Annotated in this window: 16 protein-coding genes and 1 pseudogene; 14 read left to right on the top strand and 3 right to left on the bottom strand. The window is 68.5% G+C overall.

The annotated features are described in order from the left end of the window. Positions 1 to 57: 57 nt before the first annotated feature. From ACWCP0_RS11230 to ACWCP0_RS11290, 13 genes are all read left to right on the top strand, one after another. On the top strand, positions 58 to 1,389 hold the full coding sequence (locus ACWCP0_RS11230) for an MraY family glycosyltransferase (RefSeq protein ID WP_451078571.1): 1,332 nt from the start codon (positions 58 to 60) through the stop codon (positions 1,387 to 1,389). A gap of 293 nt (positions 1,390 to 1,682) precedes the next feature. Further along, on the top strand, positions 1,683 to 2,024 hold the full coding sequence (locus ACWCP0_RS11235; protein ID WP_451078572.1) for a hypothetical protein: 342 nt from the start codon (positions 1,683 to 1,685) through the stop codon (positions 2,022 to 2,024). A gap of 370 nt (positions 2,025 to 2,394) precedes the next feature. Then, positions 2,395 to 2,832 (top strand): hypothetical protein, encoded by a 438-nt coding sequence (locus tag ACWCP0_RS11240; protein WP_451078573.1) that lies wholly within the window; start codon positions 2,395 to 2,397, stop codon positions 2,830 to 2,832. Between the two features lie 274 nt (positions 2,833 to 3,106). Beyond that, a complete protein-coding gene (gene atpB / locus ACWCP0_RS11245) occupies positions 3,107 to 3,877 on the top strand; it encodes a F0F1 ATP synthase subunit A (protein ID WP_451078759.1) in 771 nt (256 codons plus the stop codon). A gap of 73 nt (positions 3,878 to 3,950) precedes the next feature. Further along, entirely contained in the window at positions 3,951 to 4,196 is a 246-nt protein-coding gene (gene atpE, locus ACWCP0_RS11250; RefSeq protein WP_267244509.1) for an ATP synthase F0 subunit C, read from the top strand. 40 nt (positions 4,197 to 4,236) lie between these two features. Then, a complete protein-coding gene (locus ACWCP0_RS11255) occupies positions 4,237 to 4,785 on the top strand; it encodes a F0F1 ATP synthase subunit B (protein ID WP_451078574.1) in 549 nt (182 codons plus the stop codon). Further along, complete coding sequence (locus ACWCP0_RS11260; RefSeq protein ID WP_451078575.1) at positions 4,782 to 5,597, top strand: F0F1 ATP synthase subunit delta; 816 nt, start codon at positions 4,782 to 4,784, stop codon at positions 5,595 to 5,597. The genes ACWCP0_RS11255 and ACWCP0_RS11260 overlap by 4 nt, the downstream gene beginning before the upstream one ends. 130 nt (positions 5,598 to 5,727) lie before the next feature. After that, on the top strand, positions 5,728 to 7,326 hold the full coding sequence (gene atpA / locus ACWCP0_RS11265) for a F0F1 ATP synthase subunit alpha (RefSeq protein ID WP_451078576.1): 1,599 nt from the start codon (positions 5,728 to 5,730) through the stop codon (positions 7,324 to 7,326). Positions 7,327 to 7,346: 20 nt separating this feature from the next. Continuing rightward, entirely contained in the window at positions 7,347 to 8,264 is a 918-nt protein-coding gene (locus ACWCP0_RS11270; RefSeq protein ID WP_451078577.1) for a F0F1 ATP synthase subunit gamma, read from the top strand. Next, the gene (gene atpD / locus ACWCP0_RS11275; RefSeq protein WP_451078578.1) at positions 8,264 to 9,706 is read left to right on the top strand and encodes a F0F1 ATP synthase subunit beta; all 1,443 of its coding nucleotides are present in this window, start codon (positions 8,264 to 8,266) and stop codon (positions 9,704 to 9,706) included. Before ACWCP0_RS11270 ends, atpD begins: the two co-directional genes overlap by 1 nt. A gap of 280 nt (positions 9,707 to 9,986) precedes the next feature. After that, complete coding sequence (locus tag ACWCP0_RS11280; protein WP_451078579.1) at positions 9,987 to 10,358, top strand: F0F1 ATP synthase subunit epsilon; 372 nt, start codon at positions 9,987 to 9,989, stop codon at positions 10,356 to 10,358. 123 nt (positions 10,359 to 10,481) lie between these two features. Beyond that, positions 10,482 to 10,934, top strand: coding sequence for a DUF2550 domain-containing protein (locus ACWCP0_RS11285; RefSeq protein WP_451078580.1), 453 nt, complete (start codon positions 10,482 to 10,484; stop codon positions 10,932 to 10,934). 15 nt (positions 10,935 to 10,949) lie between these two features. Continuing rightward, on the top strand, positions 10,950 to 11,708 hold the full coding sequence (locus tag ACWCP0_RS11290; protein ID WP_451078581.1) for a 4'-phosphopantetheinyl transferase family protein: 759 nt from the start codon (positions 10,950 to 10,952) through the stop codon (positions 11,706 to 11,708). 31 nt (positions 11,709 to 11,739) lie between these two features. On the opposite strand, the gene ACWCP0_RS11295 is transcribed toward ACWCP0_RS11290, so the two are convergent. From ACWCP0_RS11295 to ACWCP0_RS11305, 3 genes are all read right to left on the bottom strand, one after another. Further along, complete coding sequence (locus ACWCP0_RS11295; protein WP_451078582.1) at positions 11,740 to 13,581, bottom strand: glycosyl hydrolase family 18 protein; 1,842 nt, start codon at positions 13,579 to 13,581, stop codon at positions 11,740 to 11,742. A 161-nt stretch (positions 13,582 to 13,742) separates the two neighbouring features. Then, positions 13,743 to 14,399, bottom strand: a complete 657-nt coding sequence (locus tag ACWCP0_RS11300) for a response regulator (RefSeq protein WP_451078583.1) — start codon at positions 14,397 to 14,399, stop codon at positions 13,743 to 13,745. Beyond that, positions 14,396 to 15,610, bottom strand: a complete 1,215-nt coding sequence (locus ACWCP0_RS11305) for a sensor histidine kinase (protein WP_451078584.1) — start codon at positions 15,608 to 15,610, stop codon at positions 14,396 to 14,398. Before ACWCP0_RS11305 ends, ACWCP0_RS11300 begins: the two co-directional genes overlap by 4 nt. Positions 15,611 to 15,760: 150 nt before the next feature. Between ACWCP0_RS11305 and ACWCP0_RS11310 the strand changes: the two are divergent. Further along, a pseudogene (locus tag ACWCP0_RS11310) lies at positions 15,761 to 16,333 on the top strand (hypothetical protein); the annotation flags it as partial. Positions 16,334 to 16,337: the final 4 nt, after the last annotated feature.

A 16,337-nucleotide genomic window follows, 5' to 3' on the forward strand; every position in this document is an offset into this window, starting at 1 on the left:
GGCCAACAAAGCTAGGGTGTGGGGCTGAGATGGCCAGCGATTCCTGTGGGGCAGCCCGTGCGTGATTACCTGCTGACGCTCTGTGTCACGGCTGCGGTGACCTATCTGCTGACCGGTCCGGTGCGCAAGTTCGCCATCGCGACCGGCGCGATGCCGGAGATCCGCGCGCGTGACGTACACCGAGAACCGACACCGCGGCTCGGTGGCATCGCCATGTTCTTCGGCCTGTGCGCCGGGCTCCTCGTCGCCGACCATCTGTCGAACCTCAACAGCGTCTTCGAGCTCTCCAACGAGCCGCGCGCCCTGCTCTCCGGGGCGGCGCTGATCTGGCTGGTCGGGGTCCTGGACGACAAGTTCGAGATCGATGCGCTGATCAAGCTGGGTGCGCAGATGATCGCCGCGGGCGTGATGGTGGTGCAAGGTCTGACGATCCTGTGGCTGCCGATCCCGGGCATCGGAACGGTCGCTCTCACCCAGTGGCAGGGCACGCTCCTGACCGTCGCCCTGGTCGTCATCACCATCAACGCGGTGAACTTCGTCGACGGCCTGGACGGACTTGCCGCCGGCATGGTCTGCATCGCCACCGCGGCCTTCTTCCTGTACGCGTACCGCATCTGGTTCGGCTACACGATCGAGGCGGCCGCCCCCGCGACCCTGTTCGCCGCGATCCTGATGGGCATGTGCCTGGGCTTCCTCCCGCACAACATGCACCCGGCCCGGATCTTCATGGGCGACTCCGGCTCGATGCTGATCGGCCTGGTGCTGGCCGCGTCCGCGATCTCGGTGACGGGCCAGGTCGACCCGGACGCGCTGAAGCTGTTCGAGGGCGGTACCCGCGAGGCCACGCACGCGGCACTGCCGGTCTTCATCCCGTTGCTGCTGCCGCTGACGATCATCGCGATCCCGTTCGCGGACCTGGTGCTGGCGATCGTCCGCCGTACCTGGAAGGGCAAGTCGCCGTTCGCGGCCGACCGCGGCCACCTCCACCACCGGCTGCTGGAGATCGGGCACTCGCACAGCCGCGCCGTGCTGATCATGTACTTCTGGTCGGCGCTGATCGCCTTCGGCGTCGTCCTGTACTCGGTGCACAGCGCGTCGATGTGGATCGTCTTCGCGATCGTGGTGCTGAGCGCCGTCGGCCTGGTCCTCCTGCTGCTGCCCCGCTTCACCCCGCGCGCGCCGCGCTGGGCGGAGGCCTTCGTGCCGCCGCGCTACCGGCGCAAGCCTCCGCAGCAGCCGGTGCCTGTGCTTTCGCACGACGACGACGGCATGGCCGACGAGATGCCGGAGGAGCGGATTCCGGTGCCTGCCGGCATCAACGGAGCGACCGCGATCGGCGCGCGTGCGCGTTTCACGGGCCGTCGCAGCGCTGAGTCGATCAAAAGCTGACACTGGCTGGCCGGAATCTCTCCGTGGCGATCATCACACTTACTCGTGAGTCAATGCTCGACGAGGGTGAAATCCCTTTCGAGCCTGCCTGCCCGGGGCTCTTTGCCTGATCGCGATCAACCGCGCGAGCAAAAACCAACGCTGTTTTCGGTCGACCGACGATCACAGTCCCGTCGCCAGGAAGATACGGGTGGTGACCCTGCGGTGGGCTGCACTAGCGTGATCGTCGAACCGGGGGGACGGGCTCTGACCAAGCCTTTGTCGTTCCCCCATGTCGATGAACAGGGGGAAGTATGCGCAAGTCCATGGCAATTGCCACCGCCGCGACAGCACTGGTGGGTTCCCTGGGTGCTTTTGGCGCCCAGGTGGTCGCTGCTCCGCGTGACGGGGCGTCGAACATGACGCAGGTTTCGCCCCGGGCGGCCGGCTGCGTCTCGGTCGTCCGCTGGTACAACGAGCGCTTCAATCGCATGGTCGAGGTCAAGAACACCTGTGCTCGCAAGGCGTGCTTCAGCGTCACGGTGGCCGCGAGCCGGGACCCTGAGTTCGCGATCGGTGCGAACAAGAAGCAGTCCTTCCGCTACGGCGGGATCGCCTGGACCAAGGGCTCGGGCATCAAGAACATCGGCTGCTGAATCGGTTCAGGGGCTCGATGCGGGCCTCTCGTAGCCGTACTGCGTGGGCCCCACCGCTCTTTGCGGTGGGGCCCACGCGTCATTGCTCCTATCCGGGCGAACTGGCATACCGGAAGATGCGGGACCTATACCGCTTAAGCGGGGCGTACGTGCTGCACACACGCGCAGGGTCACTCTCATGTGTGAGAGTTGGCACACTCCCGGGTAAAGACCTATTCAAATAGTTTGTGATACCGTTCACGAGAGCCGGAGACAGAGCCGAAAGACCGTAGTGCGACGGTCTCTTCGGCCGCGGGACACACCTCGAACCGGCTCTACGCTCGTCCATGACGACACCACTGCCCCCACCCACGTAAGCGGAGCTGCCGCCATGCTGTCCAACGACGCCCGCACTCTCCTCCAGGCCGTCGTGCCCACTGCCGCCGCCGGCGCCGTCGCCGCCGTGATCAGTGGCATCGTCGCAGGCGGTAAGGGAGCCATCGGCGCCGTCGTCGGCACCCTGGTGGTCATCCTCTTCATGGGGATCGGGATGGTGGTGCTCCAGCGCACCGCCAAGCAGTTCCCGCAGCTGTTCCAGGCCATGGGTCTCATGCTCTACACCACCCAGCTGCTGCTGCTGTTCATGTTCATGGCCGTGTTCAAGGACACGACGCTGTTCAACCCGAAGGCTCTGGCCTTCACCCTGCTCGGCGCGACCATCGTGTGGGTGGCCGCGCAGGCGCGTGCCCACATGAAGGCCAAGATCCTTTACGTCGAACCCGAGTCCTCGAAGGCCGAAAAGCCCGAGAAGACGGGGTCGACGGCATGAGGGGTAGGGCCGGGATAAATGCCCGTTCGAGATCCTGCTATCGTCCGGTGCCAACTGCGGCACTGCGGGCGCGGGCATCTGAGCTGACGCCTGCTCGAACGCGAGGCCTCGATGCCTGACCGCCGCCCCCACATCCGAAACACCAGTCCGGTGCCGACTCGCGGCTGCGCGCCGCGCCGACACAACGAGGTTGCCGAACCCATGCGTCACGCCGAAGGAGCCCGCGGTGAGTGCTGAACAGACCACGCTCGCCTTTGACTGGAGCTGCCGCATCATGGCCGAGAACGGCTGTGGCTTTCCGGCACCGGGCCTTCATTCCTTCCTCTTTGCGCCGCTCTTCACCGTCGGCGGCTTCGCGTTCAACAAGGTGATGCTGCTCGCGCTGATCACCTCGCTCCTTGTCGTCGGCTTCTTCTGGGCGGCCTTCGGCAACGCGAAGGTGGTGCCGGGCAAGCTGCAGATGATCGGCGAGGCCGGCTACGACTTCGTGCGCCGCGGCATCGTCTACGAGACCATCGGAAAGCGTGAGGGCGAGAAGTACGTCCCGCTCATGGTCTCGATCTTCTTCTTCGTCTGGATCATGAACATCTGGTCCGTGATCCCGCTGGCCCAGTTCCCGGTGGCGTCGATCATCGCGTACCCGATGGTCCTGGCGCTCATCGTCTACGTGCTCTGGGTATCGCTGACCTTCAAGCGCCACGGCTTCGTCGGCGGCTGGAAGAACATCACCGGCTACGACTCCACGCTCGGCCCCATCAAGTGGCTGGTGTCGTTCATCGAGTTCTTCTCGAACCTGCTCGTCCGCCCGTTCACGCACGCGGTGCGACTCTTCGCCAACATGTTCGCCGGCCACCTGATGCTGGTCATGTTCACGGTCGCCTCCTGGTACCTGCTGAACAGCTGGCTGATCCCGGCCGCCGGCGTCTCCTTCGTGATGACGATGGGCATGATCGGCTTCGAGCTCTTCGTCCAGGCTGTTCAGGCGTACGTCTTCGTCCTGCTGGCCTGCTCCTACATTCAGGGCGCTCTCGCCGAGCACCACTGAGTACCCTCCCGCAACCCACTATGCGCCCGGTGGCCAACCCCCACCGGTCCACGAAAGAGAAGGAAGTAACGGCATGTCCGCGACTCTGGAACTCGCCGCCGTCACCGGTGACCTCAAGGCCCTCGGCTCCATCGGTTACGGTCTCGCGGCCATCGGCCCCGGCGTCGGTGTCGGCATCGTCTTCGGTAAGGGCACCGAGGCCCTGGCTCGTCAGCCCGAGGCCGCCGGTCTGATCCGTGCCAACCAGATCCTCGGCTTCGCCTTCTGTGAGGCGCTCGCCCTCATCGGCATCGTCATGCCGTTCGTCTACGGCTCCTGAGTGCTGAAGACGAAGAGCCCATTCGACGAAAGGCATTGATGTGATCGCCAACCTCGTTCAGCTGGCGGCCGGGGAGGAGCAGAACCCGCTCGTTCCCCCGGGCCCCGAGCTGCTCGTCGGCACGATCGCCTTCGCCATCGTCTTCTTCTTCCTCGCCAAGAAGCTCCTCCCGAACATCAACAAGGTTCTGGAAGAGCGCCGCGAGGCCATCGAAGGCGGCATGGAGAAGGCCGAGTCCGCCCAGATCGAGGCCCAGAGTGTCCTCGAGCAGTACAAGGCCCAGCTCGCCGAGGCCCGCCACGAGGCCGCGCGTCTGCGCCAGGAAGCGACCGAGCAGGGCACCGCCATCATCCAGGAGATGAAGGCGGAGGGTCAGCGGCAGCGCGAGGAGATCATCGCCGCCGGCCACGCCCAGATCGAGGCCGACCGCAAGGCCGCCGCTCAGGCGCTGCGCCAGGACGTCGGCACGCTCGCCACCGACCTGGCCGGCAAGCTGGTCGGCGAGTCCCTCGAGGACCACGCCCGCCAGAGCCGCACCATCGACCGCTTCCTCGCCGAGCTCGAGGAGAAGGCCGAGGCCGCCCGATGAACGGAGCGAGCCGCGAGGCACTGGCTGCCGCACGTGAGCGTCTCGACGCGCTGACCGACAACACGTCGGTCGACGCGGCGAAGCTCGCCGAGGAGCTGGCCGCCGTTACCGCGCTGCTCGACCGCGAGGTGTCGCTGCGTCGGGTCCTGACCGACCCGGCGCAGGGTGGTTCGGCCAAGGCCGAGCTGGCCGCGCGACTGCTGAGCGGTCAGGTGGGCGGCGAGACCGTCGACCTGGTCTCCGGCATGGTCCGTTCCCGCTGGTCGCAGTCGCGTGACCTGGTGGACGCGGTCGAGGAGCTGGCGGCCACCGCCGACCTCACCGCCGCCCAGCAGGCCGGCGCGCTCGACGACGTCGAGGACGAGATCTTCCGGTTCGGCCGGATCGTCACCTCCAGCACCGAGCTGCGGGCCGCGCTGTCGGACCGCTCCGCGGCGGCCTCCGCCAAGGGCGAGCTGCTGCGCAGCCTGCTCGGCGGCAAGGCCAACCCCATCAGCGAGCGTCTCGTGGTCCGTCTCGTGACCGCGCCTCGGGGACGTAGCCTGGAGGCGGGACTCGAGTCCCTCTCCAAGATCGCTGCGGAACGCCGGAACCGGATGGTTGCCGTCGTCACCTCGGCAGTGCCGTTGACCGACCAGCAGAAGCGGCGCCTCGGAGCCGTACTGGCGAAGCTGTACGGCCGCGAGATGCACCTGAACCTCGACGTGGACCCGGAGGTCCTCGGCGGGATCTCGGTGCGCGTCGGCGACGAGGTCATCAACGGGACCATCGCGGAGCGCCTCGACGAGGCGGCTCGGCGAGTGGCCGGCTGACCGGCCACCAACACAAGACGCATGACCAACGGCCCGTGTTGGGCCGTGCAGAGATTGCAGAAGATTCCTGGGGGTCGCCCCCAGACCCCCAAAGAAACTTCGGGCCCAACAAGGAGAGCAGGGAACCCAGATGGCGGAGCTCACGATCCGGCCGGACGAGATCCGGGACGCGCTGGAGAACTTTGTCCAGTCGTACAAGCCGGACGCGGCCTCGCGCGAGGAGGTCGGTACGGTCAGCCTGGCCGGCGACGGCATCGCGAAGGTCGAGGGTCTGCCCTCGGCCATGGCGAACGAGCTGCTGAAGTTCGAGGACGGCACCCTCGGTCTCGCCCTCAACCTCGAGGAGCGCGAGATCGGCGCGATCGTTCTCGGCGAGTTCAGCGGTATCGAGGAGGGTCAGTCGGTGCAGCGCACCGGCGAGGTCCTCTCCGTCGGTGTCGGCGAGGGCTACCTCGGCCGCGTTGTCGACCCGCTCGGCAACCCGATCGACGGCCTCGGCGAGATCGCGACCGAGGGCCGCCGCGCCCTCGAGCTGCAGGCCCCCGGCGTCATGCAGCGCAAGTCGGTCCACGAGCCCATGGAGACCGGCTACAAGGCCGTCGACGCCATGACGCCGGTCGGCCGCGGCCAGCGTCAGCTGATCATCGGCGACCGCCAGACCGGCAAGACCGCCCTGGCCGTCGACACGATCATCAACCAGCGCGACAACTGGCGCTCGGGCGACGTGAACAAGCAGGTCCGCTGCATCTACGTCGCCATCGGCCAGAAGGGCTCCACCATCGCGTCCGTGCGCGGCGCGCTGGAGGAGGCCGGAGCGCTCGAGTACACGACGATCGTCGCCGCCCCGGCGTCCGACCCGGCCGGCTTCAAGTACCTGGCGCCGTACACCGGTTCGGCCATCGGCCAGCACTGGATGTACGACGGCAAGCACGTCCTCATCATCTTCGACGACCTGTCGAAGCAGGCCGACGCCTACCGCGCCGTCTCCCTGCTGCTGCGCCGCCCGCCGGGCCGTGAGGCGTACCCGGGTGACGTCTTCTACCTGCACTCCCGTCTGCTGGAGCGCTGCGCGAAGCTCTCGGACGACATGGGCGCCGGTTCGATGACCGGTCTGCCGATCGTCGAGACCAAGGCCAACGACGTGTCGGCGTTCATCCCGACCAACGTCATCTCCATCACGGACGGCCAGTGCTTCCTGGAGTCCGACCTGTTCAACGCCGGTCAGCGTCCGGCCCTGAACGTCGGTATCTCGGTCTCCCGTGTCGGTGGCTCCGCCCAGCACAAGGCCATGAAGCAGATCTCCGGCCGTCTGCGCGTGGACCTCGCCCAGTTCCGTGAGCTGGAGGCGTTCGCCGCCTTCGGTTCCGACCTGGACGCGGCCTCCAAGGCGCAGCTGGAGCGCGGTCAGCGCATGGTCGAGCTGCTCAAGCAGCCTCAGTACCAGCCGATGGCCACGGAGGACCAGGTCGTCTCCATCTGGGCCGGCACCACCGGCAAGATGGACGACGTTCCGGTCAAGGACATCCGCCGCTTCGAGTCCGAGCTGCTGGCGCACCTCCGCCAGAACAACTCGGGTCTCCTGAGCTCCATCCGTGAGGGTGGCAAGATGTCCGACGACACCCTGCAGGCCGTCGGTGACGCCATCGCGGAGTTCAAGAAGCAGTTCGAGACCTCTGACGGCAAGTTGCTCGGCGAGGACGCTCCCGCTGCCGTCAACGTCTCGAAGTGACGACGGAAGGGACCTGACTCATGGGAGCGCAGCTCCGGGTCTACAAGCGTCGCATCAAATCCGTCACCGCGACGAAGAAGATCACCAAGGCGATGGAGATGATCGCCGCCTCGCGTGTCGTCAAGGCGCAGCGCAAGGTGCGGGCGTCCACGCCGTACGCGACCGAGCTCACGCGCGCGGTCACGGCGGTGGCGACGGGTGGCAATGACAAGCACCCGCTGACCACCGAGGCGGAGAACCCGACCCGTGCCGCGGTTCTGCTCCTCACGAGCGACCGCGGTCTGGCCGGCGCCTTCAACTCCAACGCCATCAAGGCGGCGGAACAGCTGACGGCGAAGCTGGAGGGCGAGGGCCGCCAGGTCGACGTGTACGTCGTCGGCCGCCGCGGCATCGCGCACTACAACTTCCGTGAGCGCAAGCTGACCGACACGTGGACCGGTTTCACGGACCAGCCCGAGTACGGGGACGCCAAGAAGATCGCGGCTCCGCTCATCGAGGCGATCGAGCGGGACACGGCGGAAGGCGGCGTGGACGAACTCCACATCGTCTACACCGAGTTCGTCTCGATGATGACGCAGACGGCGGTCGAGGCCCGGCTGCTGCCCCTCAGCCTCGACGAGGTGGCGAAGGAGGCGGGCGCCACGGACACGCTGCGTCCGCTGTACGACTTCGAGCCGTCGGCGGAGGACGTCCTCGACGCCCTGCTGCCGCGCTACGTCGAGAGCCGTATCTACAACGCGCTGCTCCAGTCGGCTGCTTCCAAGCACGCCGCCACGCGCCGCGCGATGAAGTCGGCGACCGACAACGCGGGTGAGCTGATCAACACGCTCTCCCGACTTGCCAACGCGGCCCGCCAGGCCGAAATCACCCAGGAAATCAGCGAGATCGTCGGTGGCGCGAGCGCCCTGGCCGACGCGACCGCGGGGAGTGACAAGTAATGACGACCACTGTTGAGACGGCCGCCGCCACGGGCCGCGTCGCCCGGGTCATCGGCCCGGTCGTCGACGTGGAGTTCCCCGTCGACGCGATTCCGGAGATCTACAACGCGCTGCACGTCGAGGTTGCCGACCCGGCCGAGGAAGGTGCCAAGAAGACGCTGACGCTCGAGGTTGCCCAGCACCTCGGCGAGGGTGTCGTGCGCACCATTTCCATGCAGCCCACCGACGGTCTGGTCCGCCAGGCGGTCGTGACGGACACCGGCAACGGCATCACGGTGCCGGTCGGCGATGTCACCAAGGGCCGCGTGTTCAACACGCTGGGCCAGATCCTGAACGAGCCCGAGGCCGAGTCCGAGGTCGGCGAGCGCTGGTCCATCCACCGCAAGGCCCCGGCGTTCGACCAGCTCGAGTCCAAGACCGAGATGTTCGAGACCGGCCTGAAGGTCGTCGACCTTCTCACCCCGTACGTCAAGGGTGGAAAGATCGGTCTGTTCGGTGGCGCCGGTGTCGGCAAGACCGTCCTCATCCAGGAAATGATCATGCGTGTGGCGAAGCTGCACGAGGGTGTTTCCGTGTTCGCCGGCGTCGGTGAGCGCACGCGTGAGGGCAACGACCTCATCGCCGAAATGGAAGAGTCCGGCGTTCTGGACAAGACCGCGCTGGTCTTCGGCCAGATGGACGAGCCCCCGGGCACGCGTCTGCGGGTGGCCCTGGCGGGTCTGACCATGGCGGAGTACTTCCGCGATGTGCAGAAGCAGGACGTGCTGTTCTTCATCGACAACATCTTCCGCTTCACGCAGGCCGGTTCCGAGGTCTCCACGCTGCTGGGCCGTATGCCCTCCGCGGTGGGTTACCAGCCGAACCTCGCGGACGAGATGGGCATCCTGCAGGAGCGCATCACCTCGACCCGCGGTCACTCGATCACCTCGATGCAGGCGATCTACGTCCCCGCGGACGACCTGACCGACCCGGCCCCGGCCACCACGTTCGCCCACCTCGACGCGACGACGGTTCTCTCCCGTCCGATCTCCGAGAAGGGCATCTACCCGGCCGTGGACCCGCTGGACTCCACGTCCCGCATCCTGGACCCGCGTTACATCGCGCAGGACCACTACGACGCCGCCACGCGTGTCAAGGGAATCCTGCAGAAGTACAAGGACCTCCAGGACATCATCGCGATTCTCGGTATCGACGAGCTGAGCGAGGAGGACAAGCTCGTTGTCCACCGCGCGCGTCGTGTCGAGCGGTTCCTGTCCCAGAACACCCACGCGGCGAAGCAGTTCACCGGCGTGGACGGTTCGGACGTGCCGCTGGAGGAGTCGATCGCCGCGTTCAACGCGATCTGCGACGGTGAGTACGACCACTTCCCCGAGCAGGCGTTCTTCATGTGCGGTGGCCTCGAGGACCTCAAGGCCAAGGCCAAGGAGCTCGGCGTCTCCTGAGTCCCGTGACTCGTGGAAGGGGGCGGGTTCCGTCCCGCCCCCTTCTCCACGCCCTCCCGGCGGCCGAAAAACGCCGGGGCGGGCCCGTGTGTTTCGGCGCGCGGACCTCTGTGCCGCATTTTCCGGGGGCAGCCCCGGGACGCTCCCCCTGCCTCCGGCGGGGGGACCCCCAGGTCGCAAGACCCCGGGGCGGGCCCGTGCGTTTCGGCGCGCGGACCCCTATTAGACTTATGACCCAACACCCGGCATGACCGCCGGGTGGTGACCCGAGGAGCCACCCTTGGCTGCTGAGCTGCACGTCGAGATGGTCGCTGCCGACCGCCAGGTCTGGTCCGGCAAGGCCACCCTGGTCGTCGCGCGCACCACGTCCGGCGACATCGGCGTCATGCCCGGTCACCAGCCGCTGCTCGGTGTGCTGGAGTCGGGCCCGGTGACCATCCGTACGAGCGAGGGAACGATCGTGGCCGCTGTGCACGGCGGCTTCATCTCGTTCTCGGACGACAAGCTGTCGCTGCTGGCGGAGATCGCCGAGCTGGCGGACGAGATCGACCAGCAGCGCGCCGAGCGTGCGCTGGAGCGTGCACAGTCGGAGTCCGACGCCGCCGCCGAGCGGCGCGCCGATGTCCGGCTGCGTGCGCTGGCGGTGCGCTGAGCGCGCACTGCGCCGATGGATCATCCTCAGCCGCGGCTCGGGCTGGACTTCTCCAGACCGGGTCGCGGCTGAGGCAATGCAGGTGCAGGTTGTATTCCGCTACGGGACGAAGCGAGGAGGTCGGTGGAGATGGTCCTCACTCTGCTCGTGAGCGGTTTGATCGTCGCACTGGTGGTGATCGGGCTCTTCGTCTTCGGTCTGCGCCGACGGCTGATCCAGCGCTCCGGCGGAACCTTCGACTGCAGCCTGCGCTGGAACGTGGCGGAGGAGCGGGACCACTCCGGTAAGGGCTGGGTGTACGGGGTCTCCCGCTACAGCGGTGACCGGATCGAGTGGTTCCGTGTCTTCTCGTACGCGATCCGTCCCCGCCGCGAGCTGGAGCGTGCCGCGATCGAGGTGCTCGCGCGGCGCCTCCCGGAGGGCGAGGAGGAGCTCGCGCTCCTCTCCGACTCGGTCATCCTCGGCTGTCTGCACCGCGGCACCCGCCTGGAACTGGCCATGAGCGAGGACGCGCTCACCGGCTTCCTCGCCTGGCTGGAGGCGGCGCCTCCCGGCCAACGAGTCAATGTCGCCTGACAAGGGCGAGTCTCCTTGGACGGGGCCCGAGTGACCGGCGACGGCACCGCCGGCATCGCCGTCGTCGGGCCGGGGGAGTGCCATGTGTGGGCCGCCCGGGCCCACTGGGTCCCCGAGCTGCTCGATGTCCTCGACGAGGGCGAGCGTGAGCGCTGTGCGCAGTTCCGCCGCGAGGAGCACCGAGGGCTGTATCTGACCGCCCATGTCCTCGCCCGCAGGGTTGTCGCCGCGCAGCTGTCCGTCGATCCGCGCGACGTGACCTTCGTACTCGTCTGCAAGCACTGCACCGAGCCGCAGGGCAGGCCGCACGGAAAGCCGACCCTGCCGGGCACTCCACTGGAGCTTTCGCTGTCGCACTCGGGTCGCCGTGTGATGGTCGCGCTCACGACGGCCGGGCCGGTCGGGGTGGACATCGAGGAGGTCGCCAGGCAGGCGGACCTGCCGCTCGACGTGCTCTCCGCGCCCGAGCGCGCCGCACTGGAGCGCTTGCCGTCGGTGGACCGGGCCGGGGCCTTCACGCGCTACTGGGCCCGTAAGGAAGCCGTGCTCAAGGCCACCGGCGAGGGACTGATGGTCGACCCGGCGACACTCACGGTGACCGGCCCCGCCGCGCCCGCTCAGTTGATCGACTGGCGGGAACGCCCCGAGCCGCACCTTCCGGTGCGGCTCGAGGATCTTGACGAGGGTGACGACTACCGGGCGGCGGTCGCCGTCGTGGGGGACGGCGACCGCGTTGAGGTGGTACGGCACCCGGATACGGACGTACGGGTCTGACAGGTCTGACGGGAATCGCGACGCGTGACCGCTATCCGAGGCCGCTGTTGATGGCACTGACCAGTTCGCCGTTCGCCGTGTCACCGGAGAACTCCCAGAAGAACGCGCCTCCCAGGCTCTGGTTCTTCGCCCAGCTCATCTTTCCGCCGATCGTCGACGGGGTGTCGTAGCTCCACCAGTTCGAGCCGCAGTGCGCGTACGCCGTACCCGCGACCGTGCCGTTCGCCGGGCAGGAGGTCTTGAGGACCTTGTAGTCCTCGATCCCCTGCTCGTACGTGCCGGGCGCCGGTCCGGTCGCCGTGCCGCCCGGTGCCGACTGGGTCACACCCGTCCAGCCGCGGCCGTAGAAGCCGATGCCGAGCAGGAGCTCGCCGGAGGGGACGCCCTGTGCCTTGAGCTTGGCGATCGCCTCGGCGGAGTTGAAGCCCGCCTGCGGGATGCCGGCGTACGAGGTCAGCGGCGAGTGCGGGGCGGTCGGTCCGTCCGCGTCGAAGGCGCCGAAGAAGTCGTACGTCATCACGTTGTACCAGTCGGTGTACTGAGCGGCCCCCGCGTAGTCGGTCTTGTCGATCTTGCCGCCGCTGCTGGCGTCCGCCGTGATGGCGGCCGTGACGAGGTTGTTCGCACCGAACCTGGCGCGCATGGCCTGCATCATGTTCTTGAACGCGGCGGGGCCGCTGGTGTCGCAGGACAGACCGCAGGCGTTGGGGTACTCCCAGTCGAGGTCGATGCCGTCGAAGACGTCGGCCCAGCGCGGGTCCTCCACCAGGCGGTAGCAGGAGTCGGCGAAGGCGGCCGGGTTCTGGACGGCCTGCGGGAAGCCGCCGGACCAGGTCCACCCGCCGAAGGACCACAGCACCTTGATGTGCGGGTACCGGGCCTTGAGCTTGCGCAGCTGGTTGAAGTTGCCGCGCAGCGGCTGGTCCCAGGTGTCCGCGACGCCGTCGACGGATTGGTCCGCCGTATAGGCCTTGTCGTAGTCGGCGTAGGCGTCACCGATGGTGCACTGGCCGTTCTGGACGTTGCCGAAGGCGTAGTTGATGTGCGTGATCTTCGACGCGGAGCCGGAGGTCACCAGGTTCTTCACGTGGTAGTTGCGCCCGTAGACGCCCCAGTTGGTGAAGTAGCCCAGCTTGATCTTGTCGCCTCCGCCGCCACCGCCGCCGGTGGTGTGCACGGCGCGGGCGCCGCTGACGGGGCCGGTCTGGTCGGCCGTGTCACGGGCCTGGACGGTGTAGGAGTAGTCCGTGCCGGCGGTCAGCCCCGTGTTGGTGTAGGTGAGACCGGTGACCGTCGCGACCTTCGTACCGTCGCGCAGGACGTCGTAGTTCTTGATGCCGTTGTCGTCGGTGGCCGCGGTCCAGCTCAGCGTCACCGAGGTGTCGGTGATGTTGCTCGCGGACGGGGTGCCGGGGGCGGACGGCGGGTTGTCGCCGGGAATGGTGCCGCCGTCGCAGGAGCCGCCGTTGACCTTGCAGTTGGACGGGCCGCCGGGGCCCGCGCCGTTGAAGCCGAAGGACACCGAGGCGCCGGGGGCGAGGGAGCCGTTCCAGCTCTTGTTCCTGGCGGTCCAGTGGGTGCCGGAGCCGGTGACGTCGGCGTCCCAGGCGGAGGTGACGGACGTGCCGGAGGGGAAGTCCCACTCGACGGTCCAGGAGGTGAGGGAGGTGGTGCCGGTGTTCTTCACCGTCCACTTGCCCTCGAAGCCGGTGCCCCAGTCCTGGACCTTGGCGTAGGTGGCGGTGGCGGAGGTGGCTGCCTCGGCGGGCGTCGCGAGGCCGACCATCGCGGCGAGGGGGAGCAGCAGGGCGGTGAGTCCCGCCGTCGCTCTGGATCTGAATCCGCCTCTGGTGCGGGGGGTGCTCGTGCTCAAGGGATGCTCCTCGAGTTGCGGACGGACAAGTCGGGGGGTCGGTCCGTGCACAGCACTCCGCGGGGCTCACCGCGGCATGCCGTGCGGTGAGACTAGGAAGGTCTGGACCAATCGTCAATAGGTCCAGACCAAAGTTGAACGGAGGTGGGCGCTTGGCCGGCTCAGATCCCCAACTCCTGCGCCAGCACGGCTGCTTGGACCCTGCTGCGCAGGGCGAGCTTCCCCAGCAGCCGGCTCACATGCGTCTTCACGGTCGCCTCCGCCATCTCCAGCCGCACCGCGATCTCGGCGTTCGACAACCCCTGCCCCAGACAGGCCAGCACCTCTCGCTCACGCCGCGTCAGCGCGTCGAGCACGGCGGGATCCGGCGCGTCCGGGGAGCGTACGGGCGTGGGCGCCGCGAACTCCGCGATCAGCCGCCGCGTCACCGCCGGGGCGATCATTCCCTCACCGCGCGCCACCGTCCGTACCGCCTCGATCAGATCCCTCGCATCCGTGTTCTTCAGCAGAAAGCCCGCGGCCCCGGCGCGCAGCGCCCCGAAGACGTACTCGTCGAGATCGAACGTCGTCAGTACGAGGACGTCGGCGAGGCCTTCGCCGACCACCTGCCGTGTCGCCGACACCCCGTCGAGACGCGGCATCTGCACGTCCATCAGCACCAGATCCGGGCGCAGCTGCCGGGCCAGGCGTACCGCCTCCTCGCCGTCCGCGGCCTCGCCGGCCACCTCGATGTCGGGGGCGCTGCCCAGGATGAGGACCAGCCCCGCCCGTACGGCGCTCTGGTCCTCCGCGACCAGGACGCGGATCACGCTGCTCATGCCGACGGCTCCCTGTCCCTCTCCGTGGGCAGGAGCGCCCGCACCCGCCACACCTTCGCCGGTCCACCCGGCGGCCCCTCCACGGGACCCGCTTCGAACTCCCCACCGAGCAGCGCCACCCGCTCCCGCATACCCACCAGACCGGCGCCGGAACCGGGGGCGCGCGGCCCCGGGCGGCTGCCGAACGGGCTGGTCACCGTCACTGTCAGCGCACCACCGGCCGCCCCCGAGAGGCGCACGGTGACCTCGCCGGGATCCGCGTGCTTGAGCGCGTTCGTCAGCGACTCCTGAACGATCCGGTACGCCGCGAGCTCGACCGGCGCGGGCAGGGCGGCCGCCTCGCCCCGGTACGGGGCGTCGTCCGGTACGAAGCGGAGCCCGCTGGCCTCGCCGTTCGTGCGGGCCTTCGCGATCAGCGCGTCGAGGCCCGCGAGGGTGGGCGCGGCGGCCGGTTCGTCGTGTCCGCTGCCGTCGCGGAGCAGCCCGATCAGCCGGCGCATCTCGGACAGGCCGGCCACGCTGTTCTCCCGGATGACCGTGAGCGCCTGCCGCGTGGTCGCCGGCTCGTCGAGGGAGAGCGCGGCGGTCGAGTGGATCGCGATCGCCGACAGATGGTTCGCGACCATGTCGTGCAGTTCCCTGGCCATCCGGGCGCGTTCGGCGGTCACCGCCTGCGTGCGGTCCATCTCGGCCAGCAGCGCGGTCTGTTCGGCCCGCAGCCGGGCCGCGTCGGCGGCGTCGCGGTGGTTGCGGACGAGGGCGCCGGTCGCGGCGGGGCCGAACGACACCAGCCCGACGACCACCCCGAGCAGCAGCGCGACGGGCTGCCGTATCCACACCAGGAACCCGATCGTCGCCGCGACCGTGACCATCCCGGTCGTGTACGGGATACGACGGGCCGCGGCGGGCGTCCCGTACACGACGGCGGCGTACACGACGTCCGTGAACATCAGGACCGTCGCGATGCTGCCGGGCGTCAGCTGGTCCGTCACGATCGCGGCCGTGCCCACCACCAGCGCCGTCTGCGGCCTGGTCCGCCGCAGCAGTTCCATCGCGGCCATCACGACGAGCGGCACCAGCGTCAGCCACGACCCGGAGAGCGGGCGGCCGTCGTCCTTGGTGTGCACCCCGAGCGACCACAGGAGCAGGCCGCCGGCGAGCCCGGCGGCTGCGATGAGGACGTCGTCGCGGTGGGGTCGGGGAAGGCTCACGTCCTCATCCAACACGGTGCGGCGGGGCGAGACCTCCCCGTACCGACCGATACGGAACTACATCGAACGATGCAGTCACGGTTCGTCACTGATGACGACGATCCCCGGCGGTGCGACCGGGAGCCTGGAAGCAAGGAAGGGAGCGTCGCCGTGATCGTCGCGCTGATCGTGATCTGTGAGATCGGCTTCTGGGTGCTGCTGGCCGCCGGGCTGGCCGTGCGCTATCTGCTGAAAATGCCGCGGGCGGGCCTCGCGCTGCTGCTCTGCGAGCCACTGCTCGAGGTCCTGCTGCTGGTCGTCACCGCCCTCGACCTCAAGAACGGCGGCGAGCCGAGCTGGAAGCACGGCCTCGCCGCGCTCTACATCGGCTACACCGTCGGCCACGGCCATCGCACCGTCAAGTGGCTCGACGGCCACGCCGCACACCGCTTCGGCGGCGGCCCGCCGCCGGTGAAGCCACCGCGCCACGGCATGGCCCGCGCCCGGCACGAGGGCAGGGTGTGGCTGGGGACGGTGGTCGCCGCGGCCGTCGCCTCCGTGCTTCTCCTGATCGCGATCCGGTACGTGGGCGACGCGTCCAGGACCGGCCCGCTGGAGAGCTGGATGCACGTCGCCTGGCGGGCGGCGGGCATCCACGGCCTGATCGCGCTCAGCTACGCGATCTGGCCGAAGAAGGGCTCCCCGGAGCCGTCGGCGCTCCCCGCCGGGAACCCGGAGGACGTCCCCG

Source organism: Streptomyces sp. NPDC001970 (genome assembly GCF_053594115.1).

What these genes read in the sequence shown, in the direction of transcription:
- ACWCP0_RS11300 (WP_451078583.1), bottom strand. Translation starts at nt 14,399, where the DNA reads ATGAGCAGCGTGATCCGCGTCCTGGTCGCGGAGGACCAGAGCGCCGTA.
- atpA (WP_451078576.1), top strand. Translation starts at nt 5,728, where the DNA reads ATGGCGGAGCTCACGATCCGGCCGGACGAGATCCGGGACGCGCTGGAG.
- atpB (WP_451078759.1), top strand. Translation starts at nt 3,107, where the DNA reads ATGGCCGAGAACGGCTGTGGCTTTCCGGCACCGGGCCTTCATTCCTTC.
- ACWCP0_RS11240 (WP_451078573.1), top strand. Translation starts at nt 2,395, where the DNA reads ATGCTGTCCAACGACGCCCGCACTCTCCTCCAGGCCGTCGTGCCCACT.
- atpD (WP_451078578.1), top strand. Translation starts at nt 8,264, where the DNA reads ATGACGACCACTGTTGAGACGGCCGCCGCCACGGGCCGCGTCGCCCGG.
- ACWCP0_RS11270 (WP_451078577.1), top strand. Translation starts at nt 7,347, where the DNA reads ATGGGAGCGCAGCTCCGGGTCTACAAGCGTCGCATCAAATCCGTCACC.
- atpE (WP_267244509.1), top strand. Translation starts at nt 3,951, where the DNA reads ATGTCCGCGACTCTGGAACTCGCCGCCGTCACCGGTGACCTCAAGGCC.
- ACWCP0_RS11235 (WP_451078572.1), top strand. Translation starts at nt 1,683, where the DNA reads ATGCGCAAGTCCATGGCAATTGCCACCGCCGCGACAGCACTGGTGGGT.
- ACWCP0_RS11260 (WP_451078575.1), top strand. Translation starts at nt 4,782, where the DNA reads ATGAACGGAGCGAGCCGCGAGGCACTGGCTGCCGCACGTGAGCGTCTC.